16 protein-coding genes are annotated in these 13,647 nt (G+C 50.3%); 4 read left to right on the top strand and 12 right to left on the bottom strand.

Features of this window, described 5'->3' with window-relative positions; translation table 11 throughout:
* Window positions 1-179 precede the first annotated feature (179 nt).
* Window positions 180-773: a YhgN family NAAT transporter gene (locus ABD892_RS14945; RefSeq protein ID WP_345196667.1), complete on the top strand. Its 594-nt coding sequence runs from the start codon at window positions 180-182 to the stop codon at window positions 771-773.
* A 71-nt stretch (window positions 774-844) separates the two neighbouring features.
* Here ABD892_RS14945 and ABD892_RS14940 read toward each other — a convergent pair whose 3' ends face one another.
* Complete coding sequence (locus ABD892_RS14940; protein ID WP_345196665.1) at window positions 845-1,216, bottom strand: DUF2141 domain-containing protein; 372 nt, start codon at window positions 1,214-1,216, stop codon at window positions 845-847.
* A gap of 193 nt (window positions 1,217-1,409) precedes the next feature.
* On the opposite strand from ABD892_RS14940, the gene ABD892_RS14935 reads away from it, so the two are divergent.
* Window positions 1,410-1,637: a hypothetical protein gene (locus tag ABD892_RS14935; RefSeq protein ID WP_345196664.1), complete on the top strand. Its 228-nt coding sequence runs from the start codon at window positions 1,410-1,412 to the stop codon at window positions 1,635-1,637.
* A complete protein-coding gene (locus ABD892_RS14930) occupies window positions 1,634-3,094 on the top strand; it encodes a sodium:solute symporter family protein (RefSeq protein ID WP_345196663.1) in 1,461 nt (486 codons plus the stop codon). Before ABD892_RS14935 ends, ABD892_RS14930 begins: the two co-directional genes overlap by 4 nt.
* Here ABD892_RS14930 and ABD892_RS14925 read toward each other — a convergent pair.
* The 9 genes from ABD892_RS14925 to ABD892_RS14885 form a co-directional block, all read right to left on the bottom strand.
* A complete protein-coding gene (locus tag ABD892_RS14925) occupies window positions 3,063-3,782 on the bottom strand; it encodes a glycerophosphoryl diester phosphodiesterase (RefSeq protein ID WP_345196662.1) in 720 nt (239 codons plus the stop codon). The two genes, ABD892_RS14930 and ABD892_RS14925, sit on opposite strands and share 32 nt — an antisense overlap.
* Window positions 3,783-3,895: 113 nt before the next feature.
* Window positions 3,896-4,945, bottom strand: a complete 1,050-nt coding sequence (locus ABD892_RS14920; protein WP_345196661.1) for a permease — start codon at window positions 4,943-4,945, stop codon at window positions 3,896-3,898.
* 92 nt (window positions 4,946-5,037) lie between these two features.
* Window positions 5,038-5,601, bottom strand: coding sequence for a hypothetical protein (locus ABD892_RS14915; RefSeq protein ID WP_345196660.1), 564 nt, complete (start codon window positions 5,599-5,601; stop codon window positions 5,038-5,040).
* 71 nt (window positions 5,602-5,672) lie between these two features.
* Entirely contained in the window at window positions 5,673-6,512 is an 840-nt protein-coding gene (gene aroE, locus ABD892_RS14910; RefSeq protein WP_345196658.1) for a shikimate dehydrogenase, read from the bottom strand.
* A 9-nt stretch (window positions 6,513-6,521) separates the two neighbouring features.
* A complete protein-coding gene (gene hemF / locus ABD892_RS14905) occupies window positions 6,522-7,436 on the bottom strand; it encodes an oxygen-dependent coproporphyrinogen oxidase (RefSeq protein ID WP_345196657.1) in 915 nt (304 codons plus the stop codon).
* Window positions 7,437-7,509: 73 nt separating this feature from the next.
* Window positions 7,510-8,061, bottom strand: a complete 552-nt coding sequence (tsaC, locus tag ABD892_RS14900; protein WP_345196655.1) for an L-threonylcarbamoyladenylate synthase type 1 TsaC — start codon at window positions 8,059-8,061, stop codon at window positions 7,510-7,512.
* The gene (purE, locus tag ABD892_RS14895) at window positions 8,061-8,567 is read right to left on the bottom strand and encodes a 5-(carboxyamino)imidazole ribonucleotide mutase (RefSeq protein ID WP_345196653.1); all 507 of its coding nucleotides are present in this window, start codon (window positions 8,565-8,567) and stop codon (window positions 8,061-8,063) included. Before purE ends, tsaC begins: the two co-directional genes overlap by 1 nt.
* Before the next feature lie 72 nt (window positions 8,568-8,639).
* Complete coding sequence (dprA, locus tag ABD892_RS14890; RefSeq protein ID WP_345196652.1) at window positions 8,640-9,788, bottom strand: DNA-processing protein DprA; 1,149 nt, start codon at window positions 9,786-9,788, stop codon at window positions 8,640-8,642.
* An 85-nt stretch (window positions 9,789-9,873) separates the two neighbouring features.
* Complete coding sequence (locus ABD892_RS14885; protein WP_345196651.1) at window positions 9,874-10,923, bottom strand: LysM peptidoglycan-binding domain-containing protein; 1,050 nt, start codon at window positions 10,921-10,923, stop codon at window positions 9,874-9,876.
* 283 nt (window positions 10,924-11,206) lie between these two features.
* Here ABD892_RS14885 and def point away from each other — a divergent pair, with 283 nt between their 5' ends.
* The gene (def, locus tag ABD892_RS14880) at window positions 11,207-11,716 is read left to right on the top strand and encodes a peptide deformylase (protein WP_345196650.1); all 510 of its coding nucleotides are present in this window, start codon (window positions 11,207-11,209) and stop codon (window positions 11,714-11,716) included.
* A gap of 70 nt (window positions 11,717-11,786) precedes the next feature.
* On the opposite strand, the gene ABD892_RS14875 is transcribed toward def, so the two are convergent.
* Entirely contained in the window at window positions 11,787-12,158 is a 372-nt protein-coding gene (locus ABD892_RS14875; protein WP_345196649.1) for a hypothetical protein, read from the bottom strand.
* 48 nt (window positions 12,159-12,206) lie between these two features.
* Window positions 12,207-13,604 (bottom strand): hypothetical protein, encoded by a 1,398-nt coding sequence (locus ABD892_RS14870; protein WP_345196648.1) that lies wholly within the window; start codon window positions 13,602-13,604, stop codon window positions 12,207-12,209.
* Between the last annotated feature and the right edge of the window lie 43 nt (window positions 13,605-13,647).

Genomic DNA, 13,647 nt, shown 5'->3' with positions numbered 1-13,647 from the left:
CGTTTTGTGCAAAAACTGTACTCTGTTGCCAAAAGTACGGCCAGCTTGCTCACATTCCCAAGGTTAAGCGGGATTTAAGGCCCGCGGAACCATGAATGACAGTGTTTTCCCGGATGTGGTATAAGCTTCGGCCATCATCACCGATTCCCTTTTCACTCAAACAACAAGGTGCACCTGCCATGGAAATATGGTCCGCCGCCATTCTTCTGTTTCTTATCATGGATCCGCTGGGCAATATGCCCGTCTTTCTTTCGATCCTGAAAGCCGTCCCCCGGGAGCGCCGTAACAAGATACTGATTCGCGAGCTGCTCATCGCGCTGACAATCATGCTGCTGTTCCTGTATACCGGCCAGACTTTCCTGGCCATCATGAACCTCAAGCAGGAAGCGGTCAGCATCGCTGGCTCGATTATCCTGTTTATCATTGCCATCCGGATGATTTTTCCCTCCAGGGGACGCAGCATCATGGGTGATACACCGGACGGCGAACCCATGATTGTTCCCCTGGCTACACCGCTGATCGCCGGCCCCTCCCTGCTGGCCGCCATCATGTTACTGGCCAACCAGGATCCTGGTCGTCTGTTTGACTGGACACTGGCCGTTATCAGTGCCTGGTTTGTCTCCGCCTGTATCCTGATGTGTTCCGGAAAACTCTATGATTTGCTGAAAGAGCGTGGCTTGTTTGCGCTGGAGCGGCTAATGGGGATGATCCTGGTCATGCTGTCTGTGCAAATGTTCCTGGATGGCGTGATTCACTACGTTAAGAGCGTGTAATTTTTCTCAATTTCGGTGGTACCTTGATTTAAGGTACCACCGAGCAGAATCTTGTTTTTTTACTAACAATATTAATACGTTAGCTCTATCGACTGAGCAACCACTCCACCATCCACCCTGACAATGGCATCCCAGAAATCCGGTGGTCCAAATGTGCCACGCGCATTATTGGTAAAACCATAACCCTCCACCGGAATACCGATCAGGTTGGTATCCAACACACCATTGTCATTTTCATCATGGAAGAGCGAAACCGCATAACTTCCCGGCGCATCAACACTGAAACGCAAGCGGGTTTTGCCTGCCACCGCTTTGACTTTGGCGTACATCAGCGCGTCTCCTTCATTAGGAAACGTTTCTTCACAATCATGCAATGCGGCTAACAGGTAGCCATCGCTGCTACGAACATTCGCTACTGTCAGAATAATTTCACCTGCCAGCAAACAAGATGACCCAAATAAAAGCGCAGCACACAGGATAAGACGGGAACACGACAACATTTTCACTGTCCCAAGTGATAAGGAAACAAAAAGACAGCCTGGAATACAGCTGCTACCAACAGAGTCTATATATAGACCAGTAATTCACAGGCAGCCGGTGACAATCTTTCCGTTTCATATGGCGTGACATATCGACATGAATAAACAAAAACAAAAGATCCTGTTTCTGCTGCGGTTGTTTATGATCGTACTGCTGATCGTCTCCGTCCCCTGGTATGGAAGCCTGTCGTTTCATCAGACACAGTTATTAGGCATGCCCGCATGGGTTACCCGGGCACTCTTATGTTATGGCTTGATTGTCATCATTAATCTGTTGGTATGGGTACTGCTTTCGCGCTGGAGCCGGGAGATGAACCACCGATGACGCTTGCAGAAATCGGTCTGGGCGGATTGCTGCTTTACTTGCTGATCCTGATTCCTGTCTGTGTAGTGGCCTGGCGTTACCGCAGCAATGCACATAGCAGCCACTATCTTGCCAATCGATCCCTGGGATTTTTTGTCCTGGTGCTGACGCTCTACGCCACCATTCAAAGCAGTAACAGCCTGATGGGAGCGACCAGTGAGACCTGGCGCCGGGGCTTTTTCTGGGTAGTGGCTGTAGGCTATGTTGTGGCGATGTCTGTCGGTTATCACTTCATTGCACCAGCCCTACGCCCTATCGCTTGCAAACAGGGCTTTGTGACGCCCGGAGACTGGCTGAGGCACCGTTTCCAGAATGATCCTGTGGAGCCAATGCTGCGGCGAGGAATCACCCTTATCATGACAATTGTTTTGGGCAACATGTTGTTTGCCCAGCTGAAAGCCATTGGTGAAATCACCGAGGTGATCACCGGCGGTATGGTTTCGTATTCCGTCGGCGTGGTCGTACTGGCACTGGTGATTCTGGTGTATGATCTTGTCGGCGGACTGCGTGCGGTGGCGTGGACGGATGCGATTCAGGGTCTGATCATGATTACAGGTTTAATCCTGCTGTTGGTCTGGATCGTGGAAAAAAATGTCAGCCTTGCAGCCATTACTGAGAGCATCGCTCAAATAAAACCCGAAAGCCTGACGCCACCATCGTCGGAACAACAGCGGTATTGGTTGAGCACCCTGTTACTCGTAGGACTCTCAACGGTTATTTACCCGCAAGCTATTCAGCGTATATTCGCCGCGAAAAGCCATACCACGCTCTATCACTCCATGGCGATATTAGGCGTGTTTGTTTTCATGACGCACCTGATCATTTTCTTTGTCGGTCTGGCTGCCATTCCACTCTTCAGGGAAGGCTACCAGAGTGATCAGATGCTGCCCGTCATTCTGAAACACTGGGCCGATGATGGTTCTGCCACTCATACCCTGGGTGCCATGATGATTCTGTTGGCAATTCTGGCCGCCATTATGTCGACCGCAGACTCCGTTCTGCTCAGCCTGGTTTCCCTGCTGAGCAGGGATTTGGCCAAAGAAACCGTTCAGAACCCAAACATGCAACTCGATCGCTGGCTGTCCATTTTCATCATGGGCGCACTGGCGATAGGCGCACTTTATCGTGATGTGACCTTCTGGCGTCTGGTCGAAATCAAACTGGAAATCCTGCTTCAGTGCATGCCGGCATTCATTGTTGCACTGCACTGGCGCAGCGTTTCAGCCAGAGCCATATTCTCAGGGCTGCTGGCTGGGATTGGCGTCTATGCGCTGGCACTGTGCCAGGGTTTCAAACAGTGGCAGGGTATTCACATTGGCGTCATTGCGCTGGGTTGCAACCTGCTCATTATGCTGGCTATCCAGCAATACTCAGCATGGCGAGCCTTTACCCCACAAAGTCCTGTGGACGGTCGGTAAAGATACCCTTTACCCCCCAGCACCACAGTTTTTCTGCCACTTCAGGTTTGTTAACGGTATAGCAGTACAACTCATACCCCTCTGCGATAACCTCCCTGGCACGGGCTTCACGCAGGCGTTTGCAGTCCACATGAATGGTCACGGCTTTGACATCCCTGGCCCGACTCAGCCAGTTACGGGGCAACTTCTCAAACAGATGGCCCAGACGGAATTCAGGCGCCAGGGCATGGCATTGCAACAGTGCCTCATGGCTGAAACTGGACAGAATCAATTTGTCGTTATCCTTCCAGTGTTCGCGTAAGGTGGCAATCACCGGTTCCACCAGGGCTTTCACCGCATGCCGGTGCATCTTGATTTCAAGATTAAGGCCAAGCCCCAATTCCTGTATCAACGTTAGCGCTTCAACCAAGGTTGGAATCCGTTCACCGGCGAAGTCGGGACTGAACCAGCTACCCGCATCAAGTTTCCGGATCGTTTCAAGGTTATTCCTGAGGAGTCTCCCCTTACCATTGGTGCAACGCCGCAGGGACTGGTCATGATGAATCACCAGGTTTCCATCACCGAGCAGGACCACATCAATCTCTACCCATTGGGCGCCTGCCTCATGGGCTTTACGGATACTGGCCAGGGTATTTTCCGGCGCCTGACTGGCATTACCCCGGTGACCGATAATCCTGCTTAATAACATGTTGCTTTCCGTGATTGCTGGCTGTGAATAGGAAAGGGCAGGCTGTGCGTCAGCCAAAATAAACATACTACTGCAGAAAGGCAGAATGAATCTTAATCCGACGCAATACCTGCTCACATTGATCCCATAGAGCAACCATCCTCTTTCTGCCGGCCCTGCAGGTACATTTTCACACCCAGGCCGCCAAACAGGAGATTAAGCCCCAGCGTCACCAAAGAGCGTACGGTTCCGGATTGCTGTACAAGAACATTGTGCCGGATAACATCGACAGCCAATTGGTTCATCAGCATATCCATCAAAAGACACGCCACCAAAACACCCAGAACCAGTACCGATACCAGCTTAATCGTCGTCTGAAGACCATAGTATTTACGGTACATGCCCAACATCGGAAAGGTCAGCAGGCTGGATAACATAAACGCCATCACGCCCCCCGGTGAGACACCGTGCCACCACAAAACGGCGGCCAGCGCGACATTGCCGAGAGAACAGCCAAATGTCAGAACCGCTATCACCACACCCACAATGGCGTTCCACAGCCATACCATCAGGCCCGGTTCAGCAGACTGCCAGAAAAGCGCCTGCCACCAGGCAGACGGCACAACGATACTGACAGTCGAGGCCATCAATAACCCCACCAGAATATCGCGTCGGGTCATATTGAGGTCATCATGAAAATAGCCACAGGCATCCTGCCAACAGGAGGTATTTCCCTTTTGCTTGCTGGCTTGCTCCTGATGAACTTCAGACATGGGTAATCGAAAAAGTAGCGCCAGTAAAAATGCAGCAATCATCAAGGAAATTGCTGTACCGGCAAGTAATCCAAGTAATGTGCTTCCCAGAAAACCGTAGACCGTCACCATCATGGTCACGCCAATGTTGGTACTGGCAATCATGAACACCAGGGTATTGGGCCAGCTGGCGCCTTTGAGTCGCAAGGTATGCCCCATTCCCGCTGTCGCATAGTTACAGATAGAGGAAACCATACCGAACAAGGCTGCAATCAATGCACTGTGGAAGGAGTTATTGCCAATCTGTCGGATAATGGTTTCAGAAGGGACACGACTGCGGATGTAGGAGGACAAGGCAAGTCCGAAAGCAATCGGCCAGAGCATATGCCACAACAACAGCGCATACGCGGTAAAAACATGAATAATCACCATGGGAGCAGTCCCATTACAACGTGTAGAAGATGATTATAGAAGTTAGCGAATCCAGCCTGCTGAAAACGACAACAGGCCGGACGGGCAGGGTGTTACATCAGCACCAGACGAGTGTCAGTGCGGGAGAGCGCCTTGGTCGGCTTGCCTTCACTACCAATGCCACGCAATACCCGGAACCCTTCATCAATAACACCCATCAGGCTGTCCAGGGTTTCCGCCTCCACATAAAACACGGTGTCATTACGACCCAACACATTGAATGCAGTTTTGATTTCAGGGTGACGACCCAGCAGTTTTTCCGCAATGGTGGAACCGCTGATTCTGAGGTCTGCAAATATCCAGGCACCGGTGCCATTGGGACGCGCATGTGTCTCTGAAGACAGCGCATCACCATAATGATCCAGAACCAGCATGGTTTCCGTCCGCTCAATCGGATTGAAGCGATCTTCCAGCAGGGCATGGACGCGTTCACTCATCAACGTCTTGAGCTGGCTGACATCCGTCGTACGACCATAACAGATCAGGTCGGTCGGTCCGATCAGGCAGTGAACAAGATCAATTTCCTCGATTTCCAGCAAGGCTTCACGGATCTTGTGGACATCGTTGTCACCAGCATCCACCAGCACGATAAAGCCGATATTTCGGGCACTTGTCATTTACTGCTCCCCACGCTGTTTCCTGACAGTCTGTTCATCTTACCATTATGGTCGCAAATGCCTTGCGATATTTATGCAGCTACCATGGCGGCGCGAACCTGGCGGATAACCGGTCCGGTTTCAGGACGCACTCCTCGCCAGATGGCAAAGGATTCCGCCGCCTGTTCCACCAGCATGCCCAGTCCATCTACCGCCAGCGCCACTCCCTGAGATTCCGCCCACTGCATAAACGCCGTTTTTTCTGCGCTATACATCATATCGTACACGCGGGAATCCCGGCTGATAACGCCTTCGGGTATCGGCGGTAAATCGCCCTGCAGGCTGGCAGAGGTACCGTTGATCACCAAATCAAATTCACCCAGCAATGTCTCAAAAGAAGACGCTTCAATCGTTCCAAAAGACCGGAAAAGATCTGCCAGTGTTTCGGCTTTTGAAAGGGTTCGGTTGGCGATAACCACACGATCTGGATTCTGTTCAAGCAACGGTTGCAGAACGCCCCGTACAGCACCTCCTGCGCCCAAAATCAGCACTCGCTTGCCTGTGATAGTGATGCCATGGTTTGACGTAATATCGGTCACCATACCAACGCCATCCGTCGTATCACCCCACAAACAACCCTCATCAGACCGCCACAGGGTATTCACGGCACCCGCCAGCTCTGCCCGTTCTGTGCGACGCTCAGCCATCTGCCAGGCTTCCAGCTTGAACGGTACGGTGATATTCAACCCCTTGCCACCATTCTGAAAGAATGATGAAACAACATCCTTGAAACCATCCAGCGGTGCCAGCAAAGCCTCATAGGTCATGGCCTGCACCGTTTGCTCGGCAAAGGCCGCATGAATAGTAGGCGACTTACTGTGCCCGACAGGGTTACCAATGACAGCGTAGCGATCCAGCGGTTGTTCGCTCATCAAGCCCTCTCAATCAAGCCAGTTGCGGGAAACCAGGTAGTTCTCGTAAAGATCTGATTCCGGTGTTTCCGGTTCAGGATGCCAGTCATAACGCCAGTCGACCTGGGGCGGCATCGACATCAATATCGACTCTGTCCGGCCACCGGACTGCAGCCCAAAGATCGTCCCCCGATCATAGACCAGATTGAACTCCACATAACGTCCACGGCGATAGCGCTGGAAGGCTTTTTCACGCTCCCCCCAGTCCATGGTTTTTCGCTTTCTGACAACTGGCAAATAGGCATCAATATAACTGTCACCCACTGATTGCATGAAACCGAAACACTGTTCGAAAGGCCATTCATTCAGGTCATCGAAAAACAAACCGCCAACACCACGGGGTTCATTCCGGTGCTTCAGGAAGAAATACTCGTCACACCACTGCTTATAGCGGGGATAGACTGACTCACCGAAAGGTTCACAGGCCTTATGCGCGACCTGGTGCCAGTGACGGCAATCCTCTTCAAAGCCATAGCAGGGGGTCAAATCATAGCCGCCGCCAAACCACCAGACCGGGTCAACCCCTTCCTTTTCGGCGATCAACAGGCGGACATTGGCATGGGAAACCGGTACATAGGGATTTTCCGGATGAATCACCAGTGAAACCCCCATGGCCTGAAAGCTGCGACCAGCCAGTTCCGGTCGACGGGCACTGGCAGCAGCCGGCAGCTGGTTGCCGTGGACATGGGAGAAGTTCACGCCGCCTTTCTCAAACAGCGCGCCATTCTCAATCACCCGGGCCCGGCCGCCACCGCCATGGTGATGCTCCCAGTTATCTTCCCGGAATGCCGCTTTGCCATCCTCTGTCGCCAACGCGCCACAGATACGGTCCTGAAGGCCCAGCAGGTAGTTTTTTACTGCGACGATATCCGGTTGGTCTGTCATAAGCGAAATTCCGATCAGTGGATCATCCGCCGGAAACAACGCTCATCAGAATGAGCTTCCGGCAACAATATTTTTAACGAAAGACCTGATCCGTCACCAGATCACGAATGCTCGAAGGTGACGACGCATCACCGGTGAAACCATCGGTGATCCAGTCAACTTCCTGGTCAAACGTGGCAACCACCTCTTCCCGTGTCACCATGGGCGGCTCCCCGGCACGGTTGGCTGACGTTGAAACCATCGGCTTGCCAAAGGCATTACACAGATCGACCACCAGCGGATGTTGAGTCATCCTGATGGCTACGCTGTCAAAATCCCCCTTGATCCAGGCAGGAATCCAGTTGCCTTCATCGGGCACCAGCCAGGTCAACGGCTGTGACTGCATGGCCAGCATTTTGGTCGAGAGATCATCGCTCAGGGTTTCCAGCAGCGGGGCAATCTGTTCCGGGCAGGATGCCACAAGAATCAACCCCTTGCTGACAGGCCGCAGCTTGATGGCAAGAATGCGGTTAACCGCCGCCTCGTTCCAGGGATCACACCCCAATCCCCATACCGCTTCGGTCGGATAAGCGATCACGCCTCCCGATTTCAGCACCCGGGTCGTTTCTGTCAGGTTTTGAGTCATTAAGCACCCAGCTTTTTCTGGAGGATGGCATTACGTGCCAGTACATCTTCCGCACTGGCACGGCGATCAGCTTTCAGGCGTTCGGCCAGATCGGCATCACCAAGGGCAATGATCTGGCAGGCCAGGTAAGCGGCGTTCTGGGCGCCCGCCTCGCCAATGGCGACGGTAGCGACCGGTATACCACCCGGCATCTGTGCAGTAGAGAGCAGGGCATCCAGACCATCCAGCGGGCCGGTATCGATGGGTACACCAATCACCGGTTTGATGGTCAGAGAAGCGACAACCCCAGCCAGATGTGCTGCCATACCAGCACAGCAGATGAACGCAGCACAACCACGAAAGTCGGCGTCCTTAACATAACGGTGGGTGGCATCAGGGGTTCGGTGAGCAGAATGCACACGCACTTCACAGTGCACATTGAGCGTTCTCAGGACATCAATGGCCGCCTCAACCTCAGGCAGGTCAGCGTCGGATCCCATGAGAATCGCAACAAAAGGCTTGCTCATTACAGGCACTCTTCTAACAGGGCGTAAAAGCATGATTATTCTTTGCGAGGACGCAAAGTATCGTAACCATCGTTAGGTGTCCAGCGCAGGGCGGTTGGTTATCCGCATGAAACCACCAGGCACACTGACAATTTTTCCTGCAAGCTCCAGGTCCAGCAAAATACCGGCAACCTTCTGGCTGGACAGGCCGGTTCGCAGTACTACATCATCGGTATGACAAGCCTCAAACCCCATGGCATTGAGCACCTGTTTTTCACTGTCTGAGCCTGTTTCCGGTAATTCATCGTGCGTATCAGACGTTACCGGCTGCCAGCAACCCAAAGGTCCGGTTAACTCCTGCAGGATATGTTCAACGCCTTCCACAAGGGTGGCGCCTTCGCGAATCAGACTATGGCAACCGCGGGTACAGGGGTTATTGATAGGCCCAGGAACAGCAAACACTTCACGTCCCTGCTCATTAGCCAGACGTGCCGTAATCAGGGAACCACTTTTAACATCAGCCTCAACGACCAATACCCCATGACTCAAACCACTGATAATACGGTTTCTACGGGGAAAATGGCCAGGTCTTGGCAAAGTCCCCAGCGGAAATTCCGACACCAGTACACCATGGTTGGAAATCACTTCAGCCAGTGACCGGTGTCTCTCCGGATAAACCCGATCCAACCCGGTTGCCACAACAGCGACCGTAGCGCCCTTCCCTGATAGCGCCCCCTTATGTGCTTCACCATCTATACCTATGGCCAGCCCACTGGTTACAGTCAAACCACAAGCCACCAGCGCTTCTGACAACTGAAAAGCATGATGCTTGCCCTGGGGGGTCGGAGAACGGGTACCAACAACGGCAATCTGCGGAGAAAGAAGGTGCTCCGGATTCCCCAGGGCAAACAGTAAGGGGGGCGGGTCAGCAATAGTCGCCAGTGACGAAGGATACCCACTGGAATCTCTGCAGATAATGTGGTGATTGGACCCTGACAGCCATTGCCTGGTAGCTGCCAGACTCTCCTGTACCACTGCTGACTTACCGCTGGAAGCGATATTCATAGCCAGCGATTTCGGCATTATCTCCAGAAGGCCTTTCAGTGACAGGGACAGCACCTTTTCCGGGCTACCAATATGCTCCAGCAAAAACTGAAAACGTTTCAGCCCAAGCCCCGGGAGATGAAACAGCCGCAGCCAGGGCTCCAGCTGGTCCCAGTGTGTATCACATGAAGCGGACATAATGACATCCTGTTTCCCCACCCCTGACAGCGCAGGGATGGCATTATTGTTGGCAATGGGAAATCAGGATAGATCAAGAAAGCGTTCAGGGTGCTTTCAGCAGGTTACCCACACGTAATGGCTGGCTGGCTTTCAGTACAACGCCATAACTGACCTTCTCAAAAGTTCGATAAACCATCAGCAAACCCACGCGTTCCGGGGGTAAGGTAATGACTTCATCAGCAAACCGGTCCCGCACCTCGATATCCTTATAAATGGCCATGACATAACCGGCTTTCAGGTTGTCTCTATTACCCTTATTAATAATCACATTATTGAAGCGCCCAATCTGGTTAACGCCACTGATCACGTGAAGAATTCTGGCACGCATTTCACGATCCTCAGGCGCGCTGGGCATGAAAGAAGAGGCAAGTCCCCGTTCTTCGGATACCAGCAGACGGTCACCACCGCGAATTTCTTCTGAAGCCTGGGTGACTTCCAGCGTCAGCAGATCGCCATGTGCCTGCTTAAGCGTTGCTGAGCCAACGCCCAGCGCCATAATGCCCAGAGCCTCATTGGTCTCATTGTCGACAATCACCTGCTGTTTACGGTAGACACCATAACTGGTGATTTTGTCTTCCAGTATACCCCGGGCATAAATGGTATCCCCACCGGCACTGATGAGATTATCGGACTTGCCACTGACAACATAAGGCGCATTCGTCAACGTTTCTGGCGCACTGACAATCCGGCTATTACTGAGAAACCCGCTGATCGCATCCAGGGGAATGGTGGGGATGGCATCCGCCAAACGTTGCTTGCGGATTTTAGGTACTAACTTGATTGTGCGACCATCACCCGTGGCGGACTGACCGTTACGACTGACGGTCAGATGCGGTTTTCCATCGATATAGACCAGGTTAATGACATCACCGGGATAGATCAGGTGCGGGTTGCTGATCTGGCTGTTCATATCCCAGACCTCGGGCCAACGCCAGGGGCTTTTCAGGAAGCGGCCGGAGATTTCCCAGAGTGTGTCACCGGGCACCACGGTATAGCTCTCGGGCCGATCGTCCCGGAACATCTCATCAGACGTTTCCCCCCAGGCGATCATGGAAAGACTCCACAGCACACATCCCAGTAACAGTTTTTTCATTGTTATGTCTCAGCTCTGCCGGTCAGGCCTCTGCCTGTTTTCCAACAATGATACCAACGTTTTTCGGCACCAGGCCAGCCAACCTGAGCTAGCGTGACAGCCGTCGCAAATCGACTGAATGGTTAGACAAACCAACAGCCGTGTCAGTGACAGTCATTATTAGTTGTATTGAAAATGCTAATTTGTGTCGGTAACGGGGGAAATTTACAATAAACGCTAAACGATGTGCGTTCCGGTGTGGGCAATGCACGCAATGTTATAGAAGAATGGAACGGCATAATTTATGGCTATATTGACGATTCTTGAATACCCCGATGAGCGTCTCCGTGAAGTTGGCGTCCCTGTCGAGACCGTGGATGATGCACTGCGTACCTTCATCGACGATATGTTCGACACCATGTACGAAAGCAAGGGTGTGGGCCTGGCAGCCACCCAGGTCAACGTCCAGAAGCGTATCTTCGTCATGGACCTGTCGGAAGACAAAAGCGACCCCATGGTGTTCATTAATCCGGAAATCACCCCTCTGACGGATGAAGTGACAGAATACGGTGAAGGTTGCCTGTCAGTACCCGGTTTTTATGAAAGCCTGGATCGTCCTGCCAAAGTGCGCGTTAAGGCCCTGGACCGAAACGGTGAACCTTTCGAGGTAGAGTGTGAAGGCCTGATGGCGGTCTGCGTACAGCATGAAACTGACCACCTGGACGGCAAGCTGTTTGTGGATTACCTCTCCAAGCTCAAGCGTGAGCGAATTCGTAAGAAGCTGGAAAAACAGCATCGCTTAATGGAAAAATAAGAAAAATATAGAAACGCTTTTTATTTATATAAAAGACCCTCTGTAAATTTGAGGGTTCTTTTATATATGCTTAATTTACCCTTGGCTCTCTTTTTAGGACTGGATAAAAATCAGTGAATTCTCTAGTAGGCCTATTCGGACTATCATAATAAGTAGCAGCAGGCTTCACTCTCAAAACTGTTCTTTCTTCCTCATTATGCATAACATAATATTTGTATTCATAATCTCTACGCCTCAATCTGCGTCTCTCATCGACAAGCGCAACCTTCGTTTCATAAATATCAACCTCCCTAGTTTCTCCATTAGAAAAATGCATCCGAGCCTTCAAACGTTGAGAGTGCTCAGGAATATTTCCAACATATTTTTTCTCTCTTAGTCTTGCTCGATCTTTTTCCTGTTCCGTGATAGGGATATTAACTTTTGTCTCTACATATTGATTCATTACTTTAACTGACTCAATAACATCTGAGTCTCTGATCGTAGTATAATCCTATATCCCTTCAGCATTAGGAGAAGTCCATACAAAAATAGCACCATGAAAACTACAGTCTCCATTCTTAAACTTATTTATTATCTCTGTTTTTCGGTCAGGATAATAATCTTTCAAATATTTCGCAAAAGTTCCCTCTCTTTCACTTGAAAAATCAAGTACGACAGTATTAGGTTTGACTTTAACTTCACAAACCATTATTGGCCCTTCACCATTATTATTGGCCAAATCACAGTAATAACTGACCTCACGATGCACTTGTGTTAAATAAAGACCTGTTCCATAGGTGATGCGTCCTTGATTCACGGTTTCAAGATCAAAAGGAGCATTTAAATCCAGTAGATTCACTTTCTTTCTATTAGCTTCGTGGGGACCTCCTCCGCGATAAAAAAGTCTGTTACCTTCGGGTATAACAGCCCCACCAGCGTGATTGAGAATAAACTCTCTTGCAATCTGTTCCGTTTCAAAATCGTAATTCTCAAATATCTCCTTGATCTCTTCTATAGACAGATCATATTCATTAGGATCATATAATTTATACACTTTTCCCTTTGTTACTTCAGCACGAACAGCCATTCTACTTGCCAAGAATATATTGGCCTGATTTCCATCTTTATTAAATAACTCTTGATATATCATTCCATGAATAGCTAAACACTCTTTATCTATTACTCTGCCAATCACATCAACAACCTCATCATCAAGATGGCTAAACATATATCTCAATGGATTAATGGCAACATTTGAACGTATTGACAGAAGTGAAGTATCAGCAGCCTGTGAATCTCCCGTACACATTGCGTTTGGAATGCTATTATTGTGGTCATCAACTCTCCAGGAAAAATCCTCACTAACTGGCAAGGAATCAATAGGTGTATCATCATCTAAAGTGTTAACTTTTTCACGTAGCCCAGCAGCGTAAAAACCTAATGGGATGAAAGCATTATTCAAGCTCTCTCCTCGCTTTACAGCCTCAAGCTTTTCGCCATCCAGTAGTCCTCTCAAAATAGCCTTATAACATAAGTCATCAGGAAAACCTGATGTCACTCTCTGACAAGCCAGATAAAGAACCACAGCATTCATAAAGTGCTCATTATGCAATAGATCAAGATTATTATTTGTTAAAACTTCCAATCTTTTCCTATCAGGGATTCTTATATAATAATGGCCAAGTTTCTGCTCAAAGTTTTCAAGATTTAATTGCCTATTACCAGTATTTCCGATTACGTGTTCTGTTCTCACTTGTCGTGTCAATCTTCGATTATCAACACCTACATCTTGATTGATTCTTGGCTGCTGAACTCTCCGTCTAGCAGGTTCAGGAACAACATCTCTATCGTTTATAGTTCGCCTTGGTATTCTAGGAGCTGTTGACGTTTCACATTGGTAACCAGACAAAAGCACAAGCCAGAGCTACGACACTGACAAAGTTTCGCTTTAG

The organism is Kistimonas scapharcae (assembly GCF_039540975.1).
GTDB classification, from domain to species: domain Bacteria; phylum Pseudomonadota; class Gammaproteobacteria; order Pseudomonadales; family Endozoicomonadaceae; genus Kistimonas; species Kistimonas scapharcae.
Note: the sequence above shows the minus strand (reverse complement) of the source record. Positions and strands in the feature narration are given on the sequence as shown.

Excerpts from the sequence above, each read along its gene's own strand:
- ABD892_RS14885 (WP_345196651.1), bottom strand. The coding sequence starts at position 10,923 with ATGAAAAAACTGTTACTGGGATGTGTGCTGTGGAGTCTTTCCATGATC.
- ABD892_RS14930 (WP_345196663.1), top strand. The coding sequence starts at position 1,634 with ATGACGCTTGCAGAAATCGGTCTGGGCGGATTGCTGCTTTACTTGCTG.
- ABD892_RS14920 (WP_345196661.1), bottom strand. The coding sequence starts at position 4,945 with ATGGTGATTATTCATGTTTTTACCGCGTATGCGCTGTTGTTGTGGCAT.
- tsaC (WP_345196655.1), bottom strand. The coding sequence starts at position 8,061 with ATGACTCAAAACCTGACAGAAACGACCCGGGTGCTGAAATCGGGAGGC.
- hemF (WP_345196657.1), bottom strand. The coding sequence starts at position 7,436 with ATGACAGACCAACCGGATATCGTCGCAGTAAAAAACTACCTGCTGGGC.
- ABD892_RS14875 (WP_345196649.1), bottom strand. The coding sequence starts at position 12,158 with ATGAATCAATATGTAGAGACAAAAGTTAATATCCCTATCACGGAACAG.
- purE (WP_345196653.1), bottom strand. The coding sequence starts at position 8,567 with ATGAGCAAGCCTTTTGTTGCGATTCTCATGGGATCCGACGCTGACCTG.
- ABD892_RS14925 (WP_345196662.1), bottom strand. The coding sequence starts at position 3,782 with ATGTTATTAAGCAGGATTATCGGTCACCGGGGTAATGCCAGTCAGGCG.
- dprA (WP_345196652.1), bottom strand. The coding sequence starts at position 9,788 with ATGTCCGCTTCATGTGATACACACTGGGACCAGCTGGAGCCCTGGCTG.
- ABD892_RS14935 (WP_345196664.1), top strand. The coding sequence starts at position 1,410 with ATGAATAAACAAAAACAAAAGATCCTGTTTCTGCTGCGGTTGTTTATG.
- ABD892_RS14945 (WP_345196667.1), top strand. The coding sequence starts at position 180 with ATGGAAATATGGTCCGCCGCCATTCTTCTGTTTCTTATCATGGATCCG.
- aroE (WP_345196658.1), bottom strand. The coding sequence starts at position 6,512 with ATGAGCGAACAACCGCTGGATCGCTACGCTGTCATTGGTAACCCTGTC.
- def (WP_345196650.1), top strand. The coding sequence starts at position 11,207 with ATGGCTATATTGACGATTCTTGAATACCCCGATGAGCGTCTCCGTGAA.
- ABD892_RS14915 (WP_345196660.1), bottom strand. The coding sequence starts at position 5,601 with ATGACAAGTGCCCGAAATATCGGCTTTATCGTGCTGGTGGATGCTGGT.